At 59.9% G+C, this 22,239-nt stretch carries 21 protein-coding genes and 1 pseudogene; 6 read left to right on the top strand and 16 right to left on the bottom strand.

Annotation, left to right across the window (positions count from 1 at the left end):
* Positions 1 to 182, bottom strand: a pseudogene (locus tag PMI36_RS26510) (electron transfer flavoprotein subunit beta/FixA family protein); the annotation flags it as partial.
* A 546-nt stretch (positions 183 to 728) separates the two neighbouring features.
* On the opposite strand from PMI36_RS26510, the gene PMI36_RS26515 reads away from it, so the two are divergent.
* A complete protein-coding gene (locus PMI36_RS26515) occupies positions 729 to 2,393 on the top strand; it encodes an electron transfer flavoprotein-ubiquinone oxidoreductase (RefSeq protein WP_008067836.1) in 1,665 nt (554 codons plus the stop codon).
* Between the two features lie 185 nt (positions 2,394 to 2,578).
* On the opposite strand, the gene PMI36_RS26520 is transcribed toward PMI36_RS26515, so the two are convergent.
* A complete protein-coding gene (locus tag PMI36_RS26520; RefSeq protein ID WP_008067833.1) occupies positions 2,579 to 3,469 on the bottom strand; it encodes an AraC family transcriptional regulator in 891 nt (296 codons plus the stop codon).
* Positions 3,470 to 3,659: 190 nt separating this feature from the next.
* Between PMI36_RS26520 and PMI36_RS26525 the strand changes: the two genes are divergently transcribed.
* A complete protein-coding gene (locus tag PMI36_RS26525) occupies positions 3,660 to 4,712 on the top strand; it encodes an NAD(P)-dependent alcohol dehydrogenase (RefSeq protein WP_008067830.1) in 1,053 nt (350 codons plus the stop codon).
* On the opposite strand, the gene PMI36_RS26530 is transcribed toward PMI36_RS26525, so the two are convergent.
* From PMI36_RS26530 to PMI36_RS26555, 6 genes are all read right to left on the bottom strand, one after another.
* Entirely contained in the window at positions 4,709 to 5,512 is an 804-nt protein-coding gene (locus tag PMI36_RS26530; protein ID WP_008012044.1) for an IclR family transcriptional regulator, read from the bottom strand. The genes PMI36_RS26525 and PMI36_RS26530 overlap by 4 nt on opposite strands.
* Before the next feature lie 60 nt (positions 5,513 to 5,572).
* Positions 5,573 to 6,883: an MFS transporter gene (locus PMI36_RS26535; protein WP_008067827.1), complete on the bottom strand. Its 1,311-nt coding sequence runs from the start codon at positions 6,881 to 6,883 to the stop codon at positions 5,573 to 5,575.
* A gap of 198 nt (positions 6,884 to 7,081) precedes the next feature.
* The gene (gene dgoD, locus PMI36_RS26540; protein ID WP_007903915.1) at positions 7,082 to 8,230 is read right to left on the bottom strand and encodes a galactonate dehydratase; all 1,149 of its coding nucleotides are present in this window, start codon (positions 8,228 to 8,230) and stop codon (positions 7,082 to 7,084) included.
* A 46-nt stretch (positions 8,231 to 8,276) separates the two neighbouring features.
* Positions 8,277 to 8,897 (bottom strand): 2-dehydro-3-deoxy-6-phosphogalactonate aldolase, encoded by a 621-nt coding sequence (locus PMI36_RS26545; protein ID WP_007903916.1) that lies wholly within the window; start codon positions 8,895 to 8,897, stop codon positions 8,277 to 8,279.
* Positions 8,898 to 8,916: 19 nt separating this feature from the next.
* Positions 8,917 to 9,909, bottom strand: coding sequence for a 2-dehydro-3-deoxygalactonokinase (locus PMI36_RS26550; RefSeq protein ID WP_008067826.1), 993 nt, complete (start codon positions 9,907 to 9,909; stop codon positions 8,917 to 8,919).
* A gap of 215 nt (positions 9,910 to 10,124) precedes the next feature.
* The gene (locus tag PMI36_RS26555) at positions 10,125 to 10,607 is read right to left on the bottom strand and encodes a GNAT family N-acetyltransferase (RefSeq protein WP_008067821.1); all 483 of its coding nucleotides are present in this window, start codon (positions 10,605 to 10,607) and stop codon (positions 10,125 to 10,127) included.
* 231 nt (positions 10,608 to 10,838) lie between these two features.
* On the opposite strand from PMI36_RS26555, the gene PMI36_RS26560 reads away from it, so the two are divergent.
* From PMI36_RS26560 to PMI36_RS26575, 4 genes are all read left to right on the top strand, one after another.
* On the top strand, positions 10,839 to 11,495 hold the full coding sequence (locus tag PMI36_RS26560) for an HD domain-containing protein (protein WP_008067820.1): 657 nt from the start codon (positions 10,839 to 10,841) through the stop codon (positions 11,493 to 11,495).
* A gap of 93 nt (positions 11,496 to 11,588) precedes the next feature.
* The gene (locus PMI36_RS26565) at positions 11,589 to 11,909 is read left to right on the top strand and encodes a hypothetical protein (protein ID WP_008067819.1); all 321 of its coding nucleotides are present in this window, start codon (positions 11,589 to 11,591) and stop codon (positions 11,907 to 11,909) included.
* Between the two features lie 54 nt (positions 11,910 to 11,963).
* Positions 11,964 to 12,218 (top strand): hypothetical protein, encoded by a 255-nt coding sequence (locus PMI36_RS26570; RefSeq protein ID WP_007903936.1) that lies wholly within the window; start codon positions 11,964 to 11,966, stop codon positions 12,216 to 12,218.
* 112 nt (positions 12,219 to 12,330) lie between these two features.
* Entirely contained in the window at positions 12,331 to 12,711 is a 381-nt protein-coding gene (locus PMI36_RS26575; protein ID WP_008067818.1) for a Rho termination factor N-terminal domain-containing protein, read from the top strand.
* 149 nt (positions 12,712 to 12,860) lie between these two features.
* Here the strand turns inward: PMI36_RS26575 and PMI36_RS26580 are convergent, their stop codons facing one another.
* From PMI36_RS26580 to PMI36_RS26615, 8 genes are all read right to left on the bottom strand, one after another.
* Entirely contained in the window at positions 12,861 to 13,790 is a 930-nt protein-coding gene (locus tag PMI36_RS26580; RefSeq protein WP_008067817.1) for a PfkB family carbohydrate kinase, read from the bottom strand.
* Entirely contained in the window at positions 13,783 to 15,249 is a 1,467-nt protein-coding gene (locus tag PMI36_RS26585; protein ID WP_008067816.1) for a purine-cytosine permease family protein, read from the bottom strand. Before PMI36_RS26585 ends, PMI36_RS26580 begins: the two co-directional genes overlap by 8 nt.
* Positions 15,250 to 15,470: 221 nt before the next feature.
* Positions 15,471 to 16,469 (bottom strand): ADP-ribosylglycohydrolase family protein, encoded by a 999-nt coding sequence (locus PMI36_RS26590; protein ID WP_008067815.1) that lies wholly within the window; start codon positions 16,467 to 16,469, stop codon positions 15,471 to 15,473.
* The gene (locus tag PMI36_RS26595; protein WP_008067814.1) at positions 16,466 to 17,179 is read right to left on the bottom strand and encodes a GntR family transcriptional regulator; all 714 of its coding nucleotides are present in this window, start codon (positions 17,177 to 17,179) and stop codon (positions 16,466 to 16,468) included. The genes PMI36_RS26590 and PMI36_RS26595 overlap by 4 nt, the downstream gene beginning before the upstream one ends.
* 265 nt (positions 17,180 to 17,444) lie before the next feature.
* Positions 17,445 to 18,413, bottom strand: a complete 969-nt coding sequence (gene araH, locus PMI36_RS26600) for an L-arabinose ABC transporter permease AraH (protein ID WP_007903950.1) — start codon at positions 18,411 to 18,413, stop codon at positions 17,445 to 17,447.
* Positions 18,414 to 18,422: 9 nt separating this feature from the next.
* Complete coding sequence (araG, locus tag PMI36_RS26605) at positions 18,423 to 19,967, bottom strand: L-arabinose ABC transporter ATP-binding protein AraG (protein WP_008067813.1); 1,545 nt, start codon at positions 19,965 to 19,967, stop codon at positions 18,423 to 18,425.
* Positions 19,968 to 20,033: 66 nt separating this feature from the next.
* Positions 20,034 to 21,038, bottom strand: coding sequence for a substrate-binding domain-containing protein (locus PMI36_RS26610; RefSeq protein WP_008067811.1), 1,005 nt, complete (start codon positions 21,036 to 21,038; stop codon positions 20,034 to 20,036).
* Between the two features lie 122 nt (positions 21,039 to 21,160).
* A complete protein-coding gene (locus PMI36_RS26615) occupies positions 21,161 to 21,979 on the bottom strand; it encodes an SDR family oxidoreductase (RefSeq protein ID WP_008067809.1) in 819 nt (272 codons plus the stop codon).
* Positions 21,980 to 22,239: the final 260 nt, after the last annotated feature.

Below are 22,239 nucleotides of genomic sequence, written 5' to 3'. Positions count from 1 at the left end.
ACGACGACGATTTCAGTCGCAACGCCTTTCTCTTTCAGACGTACGGCTTCTTCCACTGCGATTTCGCAGAATGGGTTCATCGACATCTTGACGTTAGCGAGGTCGACGCCGGAATTGTCCGCCTTGACACGAACCTTGACGTTGTAATCCACAACGCGTTTGACAGCTACAAGAACCTTCATGGATTCCTCGTTACTCTCCGGTGAAAAGAAAGTCGCCTAGGCGAACCTGGCGGTTGATGCTCATCGGCGCAAGGGCACCTCTAAAAACGCTGGCAGGTGTATCGGGTGAACGTTGCTCACGAGGCTGATAACCGTTCGTCAGTGGTGACCGACGAGTCATTCATTATCGCGGCGTGTAAACTGCGCGCCTGACCGCACTGCGCATCACCTTATACCGCCATCGCCCTGTCTTTAGAGGTGCTCTTGAAACCAACAGTCAGCCTACGGCGAGCGCAAAACCGACCGTATCTTGACCGGAACGCCTATTCCGGTCAATACGGCAAAATGGCCACTCATAAGCCGCGGTGACTTTGATTTATCTGGCTTTGAGCCAATTCAAACAAACGTTTGTATTGGACGCTAGGAGTGGTGTAGATATAATGCGCCACCTAGAGAGAAAGGTGGGTCATCCATTATCCCTTCCGACCGTTACCGGAGGAAATAATGGATGCAACGCCAAACCTCCAATTAGAAAAAAACTGTTGAGCCTTGAGTAGGAGATAGCCTGTGGAACGCGAATACATGGAATTCGACGTGGTCATCGTCGGTGCCGGCCCCGCTGGCCTGTCCGCCGCCTGCCGTTTGAAGCAGAAGGCCGCCGAAGCCGGTAAGGAAATCAGCGTCTGCGTGGTCGAAAAAGGCTCCGAAGTCGGTGCTCACATCCTGTCCGGTGCCGTGTTCGAACCACGCGCCCTGAACGAACTGTTCCCGGACTGGAAAGAACTCGGCGCGCCGCTGAATACGCCAGTCACACGCGATGACATCTTCGTTCTGAAAAACGCCGACAGCGCGCAGAAGATTCCTGACCTCTTTGTGCCCAAGACCATGCACAACGAAGGCAACTACATCATCTCCCTGGGCAATCTGTGCCGCTGGCTGGCTCAGCAGGCCGAGAACCTGGGCGTGGAAATCTACCCGGGCTTCGCCGCCCAGGAAGCCCTGTTCGACGAGAACGGCGTAGTTCGCGGGATCATCACCGGCGACCTGGGCGTTGACCGCGAAGGCAATCCGAAAGAAGGCCTGTACACCCCGGGCATGGAACTGCGTGCCAAGTACACGCTGTTCGCCGAAGGTTGCCGTGGCCACATCGGCAAGCAACTGATCAAGCGCTTCAACCTCGACAGCGAAGCCGACGCCCAGCATTACGGCATCGGCCTGAAAGAAATCTGGGAAATCGACCCGGCCAAGCACCAGCCAGGCCTGGTGGTCCACACCGCCGGTTGGCCGCTGGACATCATGGGCACCGAGAACACCGGTGGCTCGTTCCTCTATCACCTGGAAAACAACCAGGTCGTGGTCGGCCTGATCGTCGATCTTTCCTACAGCAACACCTTTCTGTCGCCATTCGACGAGTTCCAGCGCCTCAAGCATCACCCGGTGCTCAAGCAATACCTGGAAGGCGGCAAGCGCATCAGCTACGGCGCGCGTGCTATCTCCAAAGGCGGCTTGAACTCGCTGCCGAAAATGGTCTTCAAGGGCGGCGCGCTGATCGGTTGCGACCTCGGCACCCTGAACTTCGCCAAGATCAAAGGCAGCCACACCGCGATGAAGTCCGGCATGCTCGCCGCTGACGCCGTGGCCGACGCGCTGTTCGCTGAGAAGGATGGCACCGAAGAGCTGACCACCTACGTCGACGCCTTCAAGAAGAGCTGGCTCTACGACGAACTGTTCGCCAGCCGCAACTTCGGCCCGGCGATTCACAAGTTCGGCGCCATCGTTGGCGGCGGTTTCAACTGGATCGACCAGAACATCTTCGGCGGCAAACTGCCGTTCACCCTGCACGACACCAAGCCGGATTACGCTTGCCTGAAACTGGCGGCCGACTGCAAGAAGATCGACTACCCGAAACCGGACGGCAAGATCAGCTTCGACAAACTCAGCTCGGTGTTCATCTCGGGTACCAACCACGAAGAAGAGCAGCCTTGCCACTTGAAGCTGGCCGATGCGAGCATTCCGATCGCCAAGAACCTGCCGATGTACGATGAACCTGCCCAGCGTTACTGCCCGGCCGGCGTGTACGAAGTCGTCACCCAGGAAGATGGCGAGAAGCGCTTCCAGATCAACGCCCAGAACTGCGTTCACTGCAAGACCTGCGACATCAAGGACCCTGCGCAGAATATTACCTGGGTGGCGCCGGAAGGTGCCGGCGGCCCGACTTACCCGAACATGTAAGTTGACTCGCTGAACATCAAGGCTCCCGACATGGGGGCCTTTTTGTTGCCTGCGATTTAAGCAACGACACAAAACCACTGTGGGAGCGGGCTTGCTCGCGAATGCGGTGCATCAGTCACCCGTTAAGTCGACTGACCCACCGCATTCGCGAGCAAGCCCGCTCCCACATGGGGATTCGTGGTGTATCAAGCAGCCCGCTCATCTCCGGGATTACGTTCGAAGTAACGCTTGTACTCGCGGCTGAACTGCGACGTGCTCTGATACCCCACCCGATGCGCCACCTGGGCCACGCCCAAGCCTTCGCCCAGCAACAACTGCTGGGCCCTGAGCAAGCGCAAACGCTTCAAATACTGCACCGGCGACAACAAGGTGCTGCGCTTGAAATGCTCATGAAACGTCGACGCGCTCATGTTCGCGCAACTGGCCAGGGTCTCGACGTTCAGCGGTTCGGTGTAATGCGCATGCAGATGACTCAGGGACGCCGCGATCCGGGCGAACTGCCCCTGTTGTTCCACCAGCGCGCGCAATACATCCGCTTGCGGCCCCCGCAACGCCACGAACAACAATTCACGCAATCGCGCCGGGCCCATGATCTGGCATTCCAGCGGATCGTGCAGGCAGCGCAACAACCTCTCCACACAACCGCGCATGGCATCGTCGAGCACCGCCGAGATCATGGACTCGGGCGTCTGTGCGGGAACCGTGCGCCCTGGCGACAACCCCATGGCCAATACCAACTCACCGAGCATTACCCGGTCAATGGCGATGGAAACGCCCAGCATCGGGCCATCCGGTGCCGAAAACGTCTCGCACTCGAAGGGCACCGGCAACGCCTGAATAAGGTAATGCCCGGCACCATATTCCAGCGTACGCGGGCCCAAATACGCCAACTTGCTGCCTTGGGCGATGATGACCAGGCTCGGCTCGTAGATTTGCGGACCACGGGCCACATCACAACTGGCGCGCAAAACCTGCACCCCCGGCAATGCGGTGGGCGCGAAACCATCGCGAATGGTCAGCGGCTGGATCAGCGAAACCAGGGTGGCATTGGCATCGAGATGACGGGTCAACAACATGAGGGAGCTCTTCAAAAAAGTCGCGAAAAACGGGATGAAAGCATCATCGCAGGTCTGAACGCCAATGCGACCAATCAACGGTGTATGCCGGAGGATTAGGCATGACACCCGGAGGAATCGCCATGGCCGGTCACCCGTGCGGCGCCCAGAATGGCTCGCCTCACCTGTCACCGCTTTTGCGAGGTTCACCATGTACACCGCCATCGGATACGCCGCTCAGTCAGCCACCACTCCCCTCGCCCCAATGAAATTCGAACGCCGCAGCCCACGGGCCGACGACGTTGCGATCGACATTCTCTACTGTGGCGTCTGCCATTCCGACATCCATCAGGCCCGCAACGAGTGGGGCATTGCTGTTTACCCACTGATGCCCGGCCACGAAATCGTAGGCAAAGTTACCGCCGTCGGTGCGAACGTTACTAAACACAAAGTCGGCGACCTGGTCGGGGTCGGCTGCATGGTCGACTCGTGCCGCCACTGCGAAGCCTGTCAGGCGGATCTGGAGCAATACTGCCTGGAAGGTCCGACCATGACGTATGCCACCCCGGACCGGGTCGATGGCAGCAACACCATGGGCGGTTACTCCGACAGCATCGTGGTCAGCGAGCACTTTGTCGTGCGTATTCCGGAGAAACTCGACCCGGCCAGCGCCGCGCCGATTCTGTGCGCCGGCATCACCACCTACTCGCCGCTCAAGCACTACGGCGTCAAGGCCGGTGACAAGGTCGGGATTCTCGGCATGGGTGGCCTCGGCCACATGGGCATCAAGTTCGCCAAGGCGATGGGCGCTGAGGTGACGTTGTTCACCCGCTCGGCGAGCAAGGCCGAAGAAGGTCGTCGCCAAGGCGCGGACCACGTGATCGTGTCCACCGACGCAGAACAGATGAAAGCCGCCGCAGGACATTTCGACTTCCTGCTGGACACCATTCCGGTGCAGCACGACCTCAATCCCTACCTCGATACACTGCGTTTCGACGGCGTGCACATTCTGGTGGGCTTGATCGAACCGATCGATCCACCGGTGCACGCTGCCAAACTGGTATTAGGTCGTCGCGTGTTGGCCGGCTCGCTGATCGGCGGCATCGCCGAAACCCAGGAAGTGCTGGATTTCTGCGCCGAGCACGGCATCACCTGCGACATCGAAATGCTCGACATCCGCCAGATCAACGAGGCTTACACCCGCATGATTGCCGGTGACGTGAAGTACCGCTTCGTGATCGACATGGCGACACTGAAGGTCTAAACCTTCAAGCCAAGCTCCGCCGACAGCCGGGCTGTGACCCCTTTGATCAGGGGAATCAGCTCGGCCATTTTTTCCAGCGGCATGTACGGCACGGTGCTGGCGATGCTGATGCCGGCGACGATGCGCTTGCTGGCATCGCGGATCGGTGCCGCCACGCAGCGAATCGACGGTTCGTTGTCTTCCAGGTCGAAGGCGTACCCGCCAGCCACATACTCAATCATGCGCTGCTGAAACTGCTCCCAGGATTGCTCCGGGTGCTGCGGCCAGAACTGATTTTTCCCACCCACCGGCAAGCTGATTTCGTACAGCCGTTGCCATTCTTCCTGCGTGTCATCGAGCATCAGCGCCTTACCGATCCCGGTACGCGCCAATGGCATGCGATGCCCCACCCGCGAACGCATTTCCGGACCGTTGCGCCCCGGATTCTTGTGCAGGTACAGCACCTCGTCACCCTCACGAATCGCCAGGTGAATGGTGTCGCCGGTCAACGCCGACAACTCATCCAGATACGGCCCGGCCAACGTCACCAGTGGCAGCTCTTCACGTGCCTGGAAACCCAGCTCGATCAGTTTAGGCCCCAGCAGATAACCGACTTGCGGCACCACCCGCAAATATCGCTCGTCCACCAGGCAACTGGCCAGACGATGGGTGGTACTGCGCGTCGTGCCGATCAGCCGGGCGATTTCCTTGAGATCGCGGGCGCCACTGGCCACGGCCTGAACCACACCCAAACCACGAAGCAGTGTCTGGGTGCCGGTCGGCGCGGCGTCCTTGGCGATTTTTGGGGCGTCTTCCTGCATATCCAGCCTTTACCGTTGAGCGAGTGAACGGGCGGCATTATGGTCGCCCGATGGCCGCAACTACAACTTGATACGCTCGACCTTGCCCACCAACAACACGTAGGAAAGCGCACCCAACAACGCCAGAACCGAGATATAAGTAATCGCCGGGGCAAACGAATCACCCGAGGCGAGGAAACCGATGACGATGGGCGTGGTAATCGCCGCCAGGTTGCCGATGAAATTGAACACCCCACCGGTCAATCCAAGCAAGCGCGCCGGGGCCAGGGTCGACACCAGCGACCAGGTAATCGAAGCCAGACCATTACCGAAGAAGGCCAGAGCGAGGAAGGCAATCACCAGCGGCGTCGATTCAACGAAATTGGCGCCGATGATCGAGGTGGAAATCAGCAGGCCGCCAATGATCGGCAACTTGCGGGCGAAACCCACCGTGTAACTGCGACGAATCAAGAAGTCAGAGAAAAAACCCGAACACAGCACACCGACGAATGCCGCCAGAAACGGCAACGACGCCAGCAAGCCAGACTTGATGAAGTCCATGCCGCGATATTTCACCAGGTAGGTCGGGAACCACGTCAGAAAAAACCACAACGTCGAATTGAGGCAGAACTGACCGAGGTAAATGCCCCACAACTTGCGTTTGCTCAGGACAATCCCAAGGTCGACCCAGCTGAATTTAGCCTTGGTCTTCGCGGCTTCAGCCTGGATATCCACCAGCCCGCCGCCCTCACGGATCAGCTCGATTTCAGCGTCGTTGGCGCCCTTGAAATCCCGTGGTTCGCGATACACCGCGTACCAAATCACCGCCCAAATGATGCCCACCGCACCGGTGCTGACAAACACCATGTGCCAGCCATATTGGTGTTGCAGCCACGCAAGTACCGGCGTCAGGAATGCCAGGCCGACGAACTGCCCGGAGGTGTAGAAACCAATGGCCGTGGCGCGTTCGCGCTCGGGGAACCAGGTCGTCACCACACGGCTGTTGATCGGGTACGCCGGTGCTTCCAGCGCACCGACGGCCATGCGCAGCACGAACAGCGCGATGAAACTGGCAGCGAAGCCGAGCATCACCGTGGCCAGCGACCACAGCAGCAATGCGACGCTATACAGGATGCGCGGCGGCACCCGGTCCACCAGCCAGCCGCCGGGGATCTGCATGGCGGCGTAAGTCCAGCCGAACGCGGAAAAGATCAGCCCGACATGGATCGGATCGATGCCCAGGTCGCTGGTCAGCGCCGGGGCGGCAATCGACAGGTTGCTGCGGTCCAGGTAGTTGATCACCACGGTGATGAACAACAGGACCATGATGAAAAAGCGTTTGCGGCTCGGCGTCACCAACGACGCCTGCCCGGTGAGGGTTTGCGGTTGCATGGGGGGTGCCTCTTCTTATGTTTATTGAGGTCGTGAAAAACGGGCGCTTGAGCGCAAATCATCCGGTCCATGGAGATCAATTGTGGGAGCGGGCTTGCTCGCGAAAGCGGTGCGTCACGCCGCATCACTGTTGAATGTGATACCGCCTTCGCGAGCAAGCCCGCTCCCACATTAGATTTGTGTTGAGTCAGGAGGGACTCACCACTCGGCAAAGCTGCCATCGGCATGGCGCCAGATCGGGTTGCGCCAGCGGTGGCCGACGGCGGCGCGCTCGATCACGTATTCCTCGTTGATCTCGATGCCCAGGCCCGGGCCGTTGGGGATCTTCACGAAGCCTTTGTCGTAGTCGAACACCCGTGGATCTTTCACATAATCGAGCAGGTCATTGCTCTCGTTGTAATGGATGCCCAGGCTCTGTTCCTGGATGAACGCGTTGTAGCAAACCGCGTCCAGCTGCAGGCACGCCGCCAGGGCAATCGGGCCCAACGGGCAATGCAGCGCCAGTGCCACGTCGTAGGCTTCAGCCATGTTGGCGATCTTGCGGGTTTCGGTGATGCCACCTGCATGGGAAGCATCCGGCTGGATGATGTCGACGTAGCCTTCGCTGAGCACTCGCTTGAAATCCCAACGCGAGAACAACCGCTCGCCGAGGGCAATCGGTGTGCTGGTCAGCGGTGCCAGTTCTTTCAGCGCTTCGTAGTTTTCGCTCAGCACCGGCTCTTCGATGAACATCAGTTTGTACGGGTCGAGTTCCTTCATCAGCACCTTGGCCATGGGCTTATGCACCCGACCATGGAAGTCCACGCCGATGCCGACATTCGGGCCGACGGCATCGCGTACGGCGGCGACGTTGGCCAAGGCCAGGTCGACCTTCTCGAAGGAATCGAGAAATTGCAGTTCTTCGGTGCCGTTCATTTTCACCGCCGTGAAACCACGGCTGACCGCTTCTTTCGCAGCGCGTGCGGTGTCCGCCGGGCGATCACCACCGATCCATGAATAAACGCGAATCTTGTCGCGCACCTGACCACCCAACAGATCGCTGACCGACACACCCAGAGCCTTGCCCTTGATGTCCCACAACGCCTGGTCGATGCCCGCCAGAGCGCTCATGTGGATCGCGCCGCCACGGTAGAAGCCGCCACGGTAGAGCACGGTCCAGATGTCTTCGATGTTGCGTGGGTCTTTGCCGATCAGGTAGTCGGACAATTCCTCAACCGCAGCAGCGACGGTGTGTGCGCGGCCTTCGACCACGGGCTCACCCCAACCGGTCACGCCCTCGTCGGTTTCGACCTTGAGGAAGCACCAGCGCGGCGGAACGATGAAGGTAGTGAGTTTGGTGATTTTCATCTATTGCCTCTCTTATTAGATGCAGCGCTCGCAGCGCCAAAAAGTCTTAACGCAAAGCATTCCAGGCAGCGACATACGCCTTGGCGTTTACTGCCACTTGCTCAGGTGTCATGCCCGGTTTGAACAACCCGGAACCCAGCCCGAAACCTTTGACACCTGCCTCGATAAACACCTGCATGTTGTCTGGCGTAATCCCGCCCACCGGCACCAGCACCGTCCCTGCCGGCAACACCGCCAGCCAGGCTTTCACAACGGCGGGGCCCATTTGTTCGGCCGGGAACATCTTCAGCACATCCGCCCCTTCGGCCAATGCAGCAAAGGCTTCGGTCGGCGTCGCCACGCCCGGCGACAGGAACAGTCCCGCCGCTTTCGCCGCGCGCAACACCTTGGCATCGCTGTGGGGCATGACGATCACTTGGCCGCCCGCCGCTTTCACTTGCTCGACCTGCTCCGGCGTCAGCACCGTGCCTGCACCGATCAGGCAATCGGCGGGTAAGGTACTGCGCAGGATGCGGATACTTTCGTACGGTTCGGGGGAATTAAGCGGCACTTCAATGACGCGAAATCCGGCCGAATACAGGACTTCGCCGACGGCTGCCGCTTCTTGCGGACGCAGGCCACGCAGGATCGCGATCAGACCGTTTTGTGCCAGTGCTTGCTTGAGCATGTCAGACCTCCAGTCAGGTTTAACGGGATGGGTGTGTCGTGATCAGTCCGGCGGCGACCGCCAACTGCCACAACCCGCGTTCGGTGGCCTGCTCGGCCAGGGTCACCCGGGCAAAACCGCAGGCGTCGAGCGCACGGCTGTAGCGGGCGCAGAGTTGGGAGTTGCCGATGAGGATGATCGACGGCAGATGGACGCTGTTGCGCCGACGCCGCTGAACGTTGGCCAGCGCCGCCAGTTCATGACCAATCAGCAAGCCCGACAGGTAGTCCGGTTGAGCCGTGGCGCTCAGTTCACCGGTCAGCCCCAGACTGCGGGCACTGAACAATGTCGACAGCGGTCCGATCTCGCCGTCCGCCGACAGGGCCACCCGTACGCCGCGATCAAACGCTTCGCCATCAAAAGAGGCGCCGCGCTGCTGAGTGCGCCCCAAAATGCTGTGTTCACTGAGCACGGCGAAGACTTCGCCCGTCATGAAAGTATCGAAATGCACGATGCAGCCGTCGGCCACTTCCACCCATTTCGAATGGCTGCCCGGCAAGCCGATCAACAGATCGTTGCCCGCCCCGACCGGCAGATTCTGCAACACACCGAGGACCTGGGTTTCCTCGCCGCGCATCACGTTCGGCAAGCGAGAACGCTGAATCACGCCCGGCACGATGTGCACATCGACACCGCGAAGACTGCGAACGATTTGTAGGGAGGTTCCGAGATTGGCGACGTTCGCCGGCGTGTCGCAGTAGGCCGCTTCCCGCCAGCCCTGAGCACTGCCGACCATGCCGCAAGCAATCACCGGCAAATCGGGCTGTGCGTCGAGCCAGTCACCGCACGCCTCATCGAAGGCCAATTCAAAACCGTCGACGCATGCCTGGCCGGCGATGGTTCGCGGCGTCTTGGGCAGCTGCATGATCCCGGACGACAGCGAGCGCTGTTCCAGCACCTGGCCACCGAAGCCGAGTTTGTAAGCACGTAATGAGGTTGTCCCCCAATCGAGCGCGATCAATTGCGCCAGCATCGCTTCACCTGTTTTGTTTTTTGGCAGTGAGTGAGCTGGACTATAAACCTGGACGGAGACAAATCTCAATATATAAATATCAATCCCATATATTGAGAAGAACACAAAAAAAGATCGCAGCCTTCGGCAGTCCCTACAGATCGATGTACGACGCAATAGCGCGGTCGAACACAATCCCGTGTAGGAGCTGCCGAAGGCTGCGATCTTTTAGGAGATCAATTGCCCTCGGCAAAATCCCTTAACACCGCCCCATCCATCCGATACCGAACCCACTCCTCCTGCGGCTGTGCGCCGAGGGATTTGTAGAATTCGATCGCCGGTTTGTTCCAGTCCAGCACGCTCCATTCGAAACGGCCGCAGTCATTGGCGCAGGCGATTTTCGCCAAATGGCGCAGCAAGGTTTTACCGGCGCCGCCGCCCCGTTGTTCGGGAGTGATGTAGAGGTCTTCGAGGTACAGGCAGTTGCTGCCCAACCAGGTGGAATAGCTGAAGAAGAACACCGCGAAGCCGATCGGCTGGCCATCGCGCAGGCAGATCAGGCCATGGGCCGTCGCGCCTTCGCTGAACAGGCTGCGCTCGATGTCGGCGACGCTGGCGATGACTTCGTGGCGGGCACGTTCGAAGTCGGCCAGTTCAGTGATGAACGCGAGGATTTGCGGAGCATCGCTGGGGGTTGCCGGGCGGATTTCGATCGTCATGAACGTGCCTTGTGAAAAGTTGAAAACGCCATACTAAGTCCGCGCGCGGCGCTCGTCACATTTGATAGCAATGTGGCGAGGGAGCTTGCTCCCGTTCGGCTGCAAAGCAGTCGCAAAACTGGCGACGCCGATCTAACTGAAATACCGTGTCGTCTGGGGGTGGGGCTGCTGTGCAGCCCAGCGGGAGCAAGCTCCCTCGCCACAAAAGCGTTTCCACACTAAAGGACTTTTATGACCGCTATCGCTTTTGCGCCTCTGCATAATCTGGCCTCATGCCTGCTGCCCCACGCACTGGAACCTGGCGAGGATGGCGCCCATGATCTGTCGCACTTGCAGCGGGTGTGGCACAACGTGCGCACGCTTCATGCGCAAGAAGGCGGTGATCTTGAGGTGCTGCTGGCCGCCGTGCTGTTGCACGATTGCGTGGCGGTGGAGAAGAACTCGCCGCTGCGCTCACAGGCATCACGACTGGCGGCGCAGAAAGCTTCGACCGTACTGATAGCCCTGGATTGGCCTGGCGCAAAAATTACAGCGGTCGCTCACGCCATCGAAGCCCACAGCTTCAGCGCCAACATCACGCCCACCACCCTCGAAGCGAAAATCATCCAGGACGCCGACCGCCTGGACTCCCTTGGCATGCTCGGCGTGGCGCGTACCTTCTACATCGCCGGACGCATGGGCAGTGCGTTGTACGACCCGTTGGACCCAGAGGCAAAAGAGCGGGACTACGACGACAAGCGCTTTTGCCTCGATCATTTCCAGACCAAACTGCTGCACCTGGCGGACGGTTTCCAAACGACCACCGGTCAACGTCTGGCACAGATTCGCCACGAACGCCTGAAGGGTTTCATGGAGCTGTTCAAGGAGGAAATTGGCGCCGATCAATAAGTCTGGGCGGCACCACTCGTCGTTCATCAGGCACCAATCCAGGTAAGCGAGGACCAATATTGGGTAAGGACTCTAATCAACGGAGACGACACCATGATCACGTCCCGACTGACCGCCCTCGCTCTCACCACGCTGCTCTCCTCTGTCGCGCTCGCCGCGACCAGCTCTTCCGGGACCGACCCGACCGATCCACTCCAAAGGCCCGAATCTGCGACCACCCAAGGCATCGACAGCGGCCGATCGCCTTCTCCGACGGCCACAGACCCACGGATTTATCACGACGACGCGGGCGCTCAGGGCGGGATGAATACACCCGGCCCCCGCCCCCAGACTCCCGACAACGCCGGAACCGGCGTCGGCTCGAAAACCACCACCGGTGGCTCGGGCTCCGAAGGCCGTAGCGTCAATCAGTAAAACCGCCGATGCGAGCGACCTGCAATACCTATCCGTCCTAACGAAGAGGTAACCATGAACGTTGATAAAAACCTGGAAAAAGAAGTCCTGACCCGTCTGCTACACGCCCACCCAAATGGCTTGGGCAAGGAGGTTCTGGACAATTACCGGGGGGAGAAAGTCGTGGCCAGCACCCTCGCCACTCTGCAGGATCGCGGGCTGATCCAGCACGGTCATGTGATCTGCAACGAAGCCGGCGAGCACTCGCTGAACCTGCCGATCAAACTCAGCGCCGCTGGGGTTGAAGCGGCGCGCAAGCTGGATGTCTAACCGAGTAGGCGCTGCAACAGGTTGCAATCTTTTGCCTGTGAATGTTTGAAGAGCAAAGATCGTCCGAACGCGGCCCGAGCCTTCGCCAGCGCCTACAACCAGGAGAAATCCCATGCCTCGAGGAAGCAAAGACAAATACACCGCCGAGCAAAAACGCAAGGCCGAACACATCGAAGAAAGCTACGAGCACAAAGGCGTGTCGAAAGATGAAGCCGAAGCTCGCGCCTGGGCCACGGTGAACAAGCAGTCGGGCGGAGGTGAACGCGCTGGCGGCTCGGGGCGCAAGAAGCCGGCCAGCGCCAAGTCTGCAGATCGCAAGGAATCAGCCCGACGTGCGGTGGCCACCCGTGAAGGCAAGCCGCGCAACAGCAAAGCATCGCGCGAGACGCAGACGGTAGACAGCCTGAAGAAAGAAGCCCGGGCGAAGAAGATTCCGGGGCGCTCGAGCATGCGCAAGCAGGAGTTGATCGAGGCGTTGCGCAGGGCAGGTTGAAGATCTGAATTGATGGTGAGTTTGAGAGCCTCTTCGCGAGCAAGTCGAATCGTCGCACCGCCGCTCCCACATTGGATCTATGCTGGTCGTTAGATGTGTGAACGACACAGATCAAATGTGGGAGCGGGCTTGCTCGCGAAAGCGGCTGATCAGGCGCCAAAAGTCTCACGAATCAACGCATCCACCTCAACCGCCCCCGGCGAAGTCGCCGGCCCCCAACGAGTGACGGCCAAAGCAGCTGCCGCGTTGGCCCGCCGCGCCGCGTCTATCGCCGACAAACCTTGCGCCAACCCCGCAACCAACACCCCGGCATGGGCATCCCCCGCACCGTTGCTGTCGACGGCCGTGACCTTGAATCCCGGCACATGCTGACGGTCACTATGCTGGCTGATCCAGCACCCCTGCGACCCATCGCGAACCACCATCAAGGCGTCCGCCGGCAAATGATCCGCCAGCCCATTCAACGCCTCGGCAATGTCTGACGCCCCGGTAAACCGCAGCGCCTCGACGCGGTTGCTGGTCCACAGATCGATGCGCTGCAATAAGGCCTTCATCAGCGGCGCGCCCGACAAATCCACCAACGGCCCCGGATCGAACACCACCTTGATCCCGTCCGGCAAATCCAGCACCCAATCCACCAACGCCTGAGCCTTGCCGCCATGCAGCAGGCTATAGCCGCTGACATAGACAAAATCGCCCGCCTCGATCGCCACGCTCGCCAGGTCTTCGGCGGTCAATTCGCCTTCGGCACCGATGCAGGAAATGAACGTGCGCTCAGCCGAAGCTTCGGTCAGCGCGACACACAGCCCGGTGTCGCGCTCAGTGCTCTGATCAATGCCAATCCGAATGCCTTCAGCCGTCATCGCTTCTCGGGCCAGGTCGCCGAAACGGCCCTTGCCATGGCCACCGAGGTAGACCACCGGCAAGCCGTTTCGCCGGGCCGCAGCCATCACATTGAAGCCACCGCCAGCCTCGAAACGGGCGGATTGCGCCAGCACGTCGCCGCCTGAATGAGGCAATTTATCCACGGCCATGACCAGGTCGATCATGACCTGGCCGGTGTGTAGCAGATTAGGCATGAGCCAGCTCGATAAATGCAGTGCGGCGGTCCTTGGCGCCGCCGAGTACCCCGTAAATGCCACCGGCGACCACGAACGTGACGATCCAGCCCAGGCCGTTGTGACCCAGCCAGGAGTCGGACAAAAAGCCCCTGAACCAGACATCTTGTTCAGTGGTGCCAATGGTGGTGAAACTGAAACCCAACACAATCGCCACCGCCCATGCACCGAAGGCGCGCCACTCGACGCCACCGCGATACCAGTAGGCGCTGCTCGGGCTGACGTCCAGCAGGTCTTTGGGGCTGTAGTAATGTCGGTGAATCAGGTCGACCACAAAGATCCCGACCCATGCCGTGATTGGCACCGCCAGCAAGGAAATGAAGGTGATGAACGGGCCGTAAAAACTCTCGGCGATCAGCATGAAGTAGATCGAGCCGGCGAAGATCGCAATGATATCGAGCACCACCGCATACACGCGCTTGACCTTCAGGCCGAGGGTCAGCGTGGTCAAACCGGCGGAGTACACCGACAGGTTGTTCGACAGCAGCAGCCCGCCGAATGCGGTGATCAGATACGGCACGGCCATCCAGGTCGGCAGCATGTCGCGGATCGCGACGATTGGGTCAGTGGCCGAGGCCAGATCGTTATTGCCCACTGACAGCAAACCACCGAGAGTGATCAGCAGCACCAACGGAATCCCCGCACCGAACGCCGCCGACGCCACCAGACGCACGGCTTTGACGCTGCGGTGCTGGTAGCGCGACATGTCGGCACCGGCGTTGGCCCAACCGATCCCGGTGCCGGCGGCCATGGTGCCGATGCCGATGATCATTGCGCTCAGGGGCGCTGGCGTGGCGTTGAATACGGCGCTCCAGTCGATGGTCGCGCAAAGGAAACCGCCGACCAGGATGTTCAACCCACCGAACACATAGGTCGCCCATCTCTGGATCACCAGCAACGTGGCGTGACCGAGGCCGGACACCGACAACGTCAGCAGTACAAAAATCGCGATAAACACCAGGGTCAGCAGCGGCGCGCTTTTGGCTTCCACCGGCGAGCCGAACAGAATCGAGCACAACGACAGCAAGACGAATGCGGCGGTGGTGGTGTTGACGGTTTCCCAACCCAGTCGCGACATCAGCGAGACCAGCGTCGGGCCGATATTGCCGCGCACCCCGAAGATTGCTCGCGACAGCGTCAGGCTCGGTGCGCGACCACGACGACCGGCAATGGAGATGATCCCGACCACCGCGAACGAACCGGCGGCACCGAGGATGGCGACGATGATCGCCTGCCAGATTGCCAGGCCGCGGAAGGCCACCAGCGTGGCGCCCAACGGTAAGCCGAGGATGGAAATGTTGGCGGCAAACCAGACCCAGAACAGTTGCAGTGGGTGACCGTTGCACTCCCCTTCCGGCACCGGCTCGATGCCACGGGTTTCCAATTGCCCGGCACTTTGCCCGGTGTTCGATGAACTCATAAAACTGCTCCTGTTGCCATTGTTGTGGTTATGGGCAATTTCGGAAGTCGAGATAACATTCCGGCGATCCTTGCCATATCAGTGCGTTCCATTGCGGGTGAAATACTTCAAGTGTGCGTTGCGCCCTTCGCGAGCAAGCCCGCTCCCACAGGTTTGATGTGAACCATGTGAATTGCGCCATCCTTGTGGGAGCGGGCTTGCTCGCGAAGACGTCAGTACAGTCAACGCAAAGCCAACAGCCCCTGCACCAACGGTTCCAGCTGCAAATCATTTACCGCTTTAACCTGCTCGATCATCGCCACAGGCCAACTCTCAAGCCCCAGACAGGCTCCAAGCATGGCGCCGAGAATCGCCGCGATGGTATCGGTATCTCCGCCCAAACTGGCAGCCATGCACAACGCTTCGAAGGCTCTCATCTGCCCGATAGCCACTTGCCGAGCCAGCGCAAACGACACCACCACCGACTCCTGCGAAGCCACCGACGTGCCGATCACGTCGTACAGCAGATCAGCCAGCAACGCCTTGTCGCTGTCGACGCTGATGCTCCACGCCCAACTGATGCGTGCGGCGATACGTCCGCCAGCGACCCAGTGGCCATGGCTTTCGGCTTGCCGAGCGATCTGCTGGCCAAGGTTCAATGCTTCGCCCAGGTCCATGCCGTTGATCCCGGCAGAAACCACCGCCGCCACCGCCGCCGCACTGGCAATTCCCAGTGTGGTGTTGTGGGTCACCTGACAGGATTGCACCACGGCGCGGATGAAACGCTCGGGATCGGCAACATCGGCCGCAATACCCACCGGCGTGATACGCATGGCCGCGCCATTGGTGGTGCCATGGCGGCCTGCCTCTTCCAGCGAGTGGCCGGCGAGGATCATCTCGATCGCGCGTTTGGTCGAGGGGCCGAGCAAATCCTGCGAGCCCTTGGCTTGCATCCCGGCTTCCCATTTGATCAAGCGTTGGGCCAGCACCGCCGGTTCGATCCAGCCCTCGCCTTCAATCAACAACTGACCGACCAGGATCGCCTGCTCCGTATCGTCAGTGATCGAGCCTTTGGGCAGGTTTGCGGCGATTGGTTGATCCGGGCCAGCGTCTTGCAGATCGGTGATCTCGCCGAAGCGCGCCTTGATCTCAGCGCGGCTCAGGGACTGTGTCGGCATGCCCAACGCATCACCCAGGGCCAGCCCATAGAAGGCGCCCAGCGCACGGTCGAGCGCGGTCATTTTGAAGTTCCAATTTGCAGATGCAGACGAAAATGCACCGGATCGAGCAGGCTTTCGACCTGTTCCATGAAGCGATTCTGACGGTCGTAAGTGGTGCGCAGGGCCTTGAGGAACACCGTGCCCTCCGGGCGCCCGAGCAATTCGGCGTCTTCGGCATTCAAGGGTTCGGCGCCGATCCACTGATCGCCGTGATCGCCAATGTAGCCATAGGCGGCCAACGTGATGGTCAGGGAGTCATCGATCAGGCCGACTCGCGGCAGGCCTTCCAGGCCTCCGGTGGCGGGCATCAATGAGCGCTCAAGGGACACCAGCGTGCCATCGGTGCCACGGCGGCGACGGTCGAGGGTGATGAATTGATCGGTACCGAAACGCGCCAACAGGTCCGGACGAGTAACCGCCTCCAGCCGCAGCACTTCGGTATTGATCAGCGCCCCATTGTCGGCCAGCGCCTGGGCCCAGCCGTTGCGCTGATCGAGCACCACGCCATCGAACGTGACAATGGACCCCACTGCGCCTTGCGTAACGATGTCGTGGCGCCGCTTCAGTTCGACCAGGGCTTCACGCAGCGTGCCGCGGCTGACCTTGAATTCTTGAGCCAACTGATGTTCGCCCGGCAATAGAACGCCGTCCTCCATGAGGCCGTTTTCGATGCGCCGGACGAGCTCGTCGACCACCTGTTGTTTCTTGTCAATTCGTAGCGGTCTAATCATGTACACCTCGGGTGTACCGTCATAGCTGAAACGGGTTGGGGCGAGCAAGGGATATTTTGTGAAAGTGGGTGAAGGATCCCGGTTCAAAATCGACCGCTGCGCAATCAATCGTCGGATCGCCACATTGGACTTGCTGTGCACACAACTTGAGGACGACACAAATCAACTGTGGGAGCGGGCTTGCTCGCGAAGGCGTCGGCACATCCAGGTATCTATGTGACAGACAAACCGCTTTCGCGAGCAAGCCCGCTCCCACAAGTGGAAGTCAGCGCTGTTTCAACCGGTCAATCACCACCGCCAGCAACAGGATCGAACCGCGAATCACGTACTGATAAAACGTATCGATATTCTTCAGGTTCATCGCATTCTCGATGATCGCCAGAATCAGCACCCCGGCAATCACATGCCGAATCATCCCGATCCCGCCACTCAACGACACCCCGCCAAGCACGCAAGCCGAGATCACCGTCAACTCGAAACCCTGGCCGATCATCGGCTGGCCGGACGTCATGCGCGACGCCAGGATCACCCCGGCCAACGCGCCGATCACACCGTGCACGGCGAAGATGAGGATCTTGGTCCGGTCGACGTTCACCCCGGCTAGCAACGCTGCTTCCTGGTTGCCACCGATGGCCATGGTGTTGCGCCCGTAGGTGGTGTAGTTCAGCAACCAGCCGAAAAACAGGAAGCAGACGATGGTGATCAGAATCGGCACCGGCACGCCGAACAACTGGCCATTGCCGAAGACGAAGAACTGTTCCTGCGAAACGCCCACCGCTTTGCCGTTGGCAAAAATGTAAGCCAGGCCCCGCACGATCTGCATCGTCGCCAGCGTGGTGATCAACGCATTGACCCGTAGCTTGGCGATTACGATGCCATTGATCAGCCCGACAATCAGCCCCATCACCAGCGCTGCACTCACACCGAGGAACACGCTGTCGGTGTCGCGCATCACCACCGCCGCGACCACGCCGGCGCAGGCAATCACCGAGCCCACCGACAAGTCGAAATGCCCGGACGCCAGGCAATACAACATGGTGCACGCGGCAATCCCGGTCGTAGAAATCGCCAGGCCCAGACCGCGCATGTTCAGCGGCGACAGGAAGTTGTCGATCAGCAAGGTGCAAAGCACGAAGATCCCGACGGCCGCCAGCAGCATCACCCAGTCATCGAGAAAGCGCCGCAGGTCCAGCGGTTTGCGCGGGGTTGGCAGAGCGTTGTTTTGGACGGTCATAGTCACCTCTCAGTTCGCCACGTCGGCAGCGCGTTGGCGTGGCAACGCCAGTTGCAGCAGGTTGGATTCATTGGCTTGTTCGCGGGTCAGTTCGCCGCGCATCGCACCTTCGCAGAGCACCAGGATGCGGTCGGAAATGCCCATGACTTCCATCAGGTCGCTGGACACCACAATCACCGCGATGCCGCTGGCCGCCAGGTTATGGATGATCTGATAGATCTCGGCTTTGGCACCGATGTCGATGCCCCGGGTGGGCTCGTCGAGCAGCAGGACTTTCATTGGCATCGACAGCCAGCGACCGAGAATCGCCTTCTGCTGATTGCCGCCAGACAGGTACATGATTTTCTGTGCCGCGTTGGGCGTCTTCACCTTCAGCGCCTTGATCTGCTTGTCGGCATTGTCTTTTTCCCACAGGCCGCGCAACAGGCAGCCGAAGGTGGAATGGGCGCCGCGAGCGCTGATGTTGATGTTCTCGGCGACGCTTGCGAGCGGCAGGATGCCCTCCTTCTTGCGGTCTTCGGGGCACAGCAAAATCCCCGCTGCAATGGCATCGCGCGGCGAATGCAGTTTCAGTTCACGACCGCGCAACTCCAGGCGCCCGGCGGTGTTGCGCGTGAGCCCGCTGAGCATTCGGAACAGCTCGGTGCGCCCGGCACCGACCAGGCCGAACAGCCCGAGGATTTCACCCTTGTGCGCCTCGAAACTCACCGGCTCACGCAAGCCCGGCCCCAGTAACCCGTCGACCTTGAGCGCCACCGCGCCACGCGGACGGCTGCGGTAATCGTAGATGTCCTGAATGTCGCGACCGACCATGCACGTGACTAACTGATCATGGGTCAGCGCGCTCATGTCCTCGAAGGTGCGCACGAAGCGACCGTCCTTGAACACCGTCACCGCGTTACAGATGCGGAACACTTCTTCCATGCGATGTGAGACGTAAAGCACCACTTTGCCTTCGTCGCGCAGGCGCCCGATGATCGCCATCAAGCGATCAATTTCCCGCGCCGACAGGCTGCTGGTGGGCTCGTCGAATGCAATCACATGCGCGCCACGGGACAACGCCTTGGCGATTTCCACCAGTTGCCGCTGGCCCAGGGACAAGCGCCCGACTTTCTCTTGCGGATCGATTTCATCGGCCAGGCCTTTAAGGCAGGCCAATGCCTGTTGCCGCAAAACGCCGCGATTGATCAGGCCGAAACTCGCCGGCAGATGCCCGAGAAACAGGTTCTCGGCGACGGTCATTTCCGGCACCAGGTGCAGCTCCTGATGGATCACCGCGACCCCGCTGCCAATGCTGTCGGCGGTAGATTTGAAAATCCTCTTCTGCTCGCCGATCTGCAGGTCGCCGCTGCTCGGCGTGTAAGCACCGCCCAGGATTTTCAGCAGCGTGGATTTACCGGCACCGTTCTCGCCCATCAAGGCGTGAACCTGCCCCGGATGGGCGATGAAACTGATGCCATCCAGCGCCTTCACCCCAGGAAAGGTTTTGCCGATCCCGTTGAAGCGCAGGCTGCCGCCAATGCTCTGTTCATTTGTTTGTACGTGTGCGTGCATAAACCCACCTCATCACACCGGTCAGGCAGCCCCGTCGCCAGGGCCGCCGATGAAATCAACCGCGCCTCAGTTCCACAGGCCGATTTTTTCCAGTTCCTGCTTGAAGTTGTCGCGCGTGATCAGCGTAACGTCATCCATCGCGGTGTATTTGGGCGGTTCTTTGCCGGTGGTTACCCACTCGTACATCATGCTCGCGGTGTTGTAGCCCTCAATGTGCGGGCTCGGCAGCATCGAGCCGAAGAAGCCGCTGTTGGGTTTCTTCAGTTCACCAATGGCATCGGTGCCGTTGATGCCGATGCCGATCACGTTGGCCGCGGCAAAACCGGCGCTTTCGGTGGCGCGCACGCCGCCCAGCACAGTGTTGTCATTCATGCCGCCGATGATCAGGTTTTTCGCTGCACTCGGAAGCTTCACCAAGGCTGAGTTGGTGGCGTCCATGCTGCCCGGTACGTCGAGGGTTTTCAGCGCCGAGAAAAGGATGTGGTCTTTCGGCATACCGGCGTCTTCCAACGCCTTGACCGAACCGTCGGTGCGCTTTTTACCGGTATCGAGTTCGTTGTAGGTGTTGATCACCGCGTAGGTGTCTTTCCAGTCCCAGCCGCGTTTTTTCGCTTCGGCGGCCATGGCGGCGCCCTGCTTCTGGCCGACTTCGAAAGCCGCCATGCCGAGGTACGGCACGTCCTCCATGAACTTGCCGCCGGCATCGACGAAACGGTCATCGACGGCGATCACTTTCAAACCGTTGAGCTTGGCCTTGGCCATGATCGCAGGGCCCAGGGACACGTCCGGCGGGCAGATCACGAAGCCCTTGGCGCCGTTGGCCGCCAGGCTGTCGATGGCCGAGAGGGTTTTCTCGCCATCAGGCACGGCGATTTTGATGAGGGTGAAGCCCTTGTCCTTGCCGGCCTTTTCGGCGAAGGCCCATTCGGTCTGGAACCAGGGCTCTTCCGCTTGCTTGACCAGAAAACCGATCTTCACTTCCTCGGCCGCCAGCAATGTACTGCTGAGGCTGACCGCGGTGACCGCCAAAGCGGCACAGCACAGGGAACGGATCCCACGACGACGTTTCATAAGCTGACTCCTTGTTATTTTTTTTTGAGCGTTATTTGAAAGCCTTCAAAGCATGCAGCCAATAGTCATATCGTATGATGATTGGATTTCAGACGTAGTTTCGCGCTTGAAACCCGAGTTATTCAGTCGTGGTACATGACCGAGCGCCCACCATCGATGGTGATGCATGAGGCATTGATGAACGGCGCTTCATCGCTGGCCAGGAACACAGCGGTCATCGCCACTTCAATCGGCTGGCCGATGCGCCGCGGTGGATGCAGGTCGAATGCCCGCTGACGTTCGGCATGGGGGTCGGCAAAACCGTTCCAGTAATCGACGTTCAGTTGGGTTTCGATGTAGCCCGGGGCGATGGCGTTGACCCGAATGCCCTTCGGTGCGTACTCGATGCCCAAGGCGCGGGTCAGCCCGAGTAAGCCATGCTTGGCCACCGGGTACGGGAAGCAGCCGGGAATGATGTGAGTGGAATGGGTGGAGGCAATATTGATGATGCTGCCGATGCCCTGTTCAATCATCTGCGGCAGCACGGCTTTGCAGCCATACCAGGCGCCGTCCAGATCGATGGCGAAGCAGCGATGCCAGTCTTCTTCGGTCATTTGCAGCGGGTCGCGGAACACGTTGACCCCGGCGCAATTGACCAGCACGTCGATCCGGCCGTGAAGTTCGATGGCCAATTCAGCCATGGCGTGCAGGTCGTGCTGGCGCGACACGTCGACCTTGATCGCTACGACATCCGCACCTTGTTCACGCCAATGCGCCGCGACTTTTTCAACTTTCTCAGCCTGGATATCACTGATGATCAGCTTGGCCTGCTGGGAGGCGAAGGTCGCGACAATCGCTTCGCCAATACCCTGAGCGGCACCGGTCAACAGCACCACCTTGTTTTTCAGGCGCTCACCCTTGGGCGGCTCAGGCACCGGTGGCAAGGAAAGAGGTTCAGCCATGGATCAACACTCCTGTTCGAAGGCACGACGAAAACCGGGCATCTGTCGATGTCCGGTCAAAAAGCTGTTGGGACCAGGCAGGCAGGCGCGAAAACGCCCGGGCGCCGAGGCGGCCTGAAGCACTGACTCCAAAAGGGAGTGCGGTGGAATATCGCTGCATCACTTCACCTGTTTTGTTTTTTTAAGTGTGAGTGCGTGTAACTGATGGGGCCGACTATAAACCCGACCACCAAATAATCTCAATATATAATTTTACATCC

It is taken from the genome of Pseudomonas sp. GM79 (assembly GCF_000282495.1).
GTDB lineage: Bacteria > Pseudomonadota > Gammaproteobacteria > Pseudomonadales > Pseudomonadaceae > Aquipseudomonas.
This window is presented reverse-complemented; position numbering and strand designations above follow the sequence as displayed.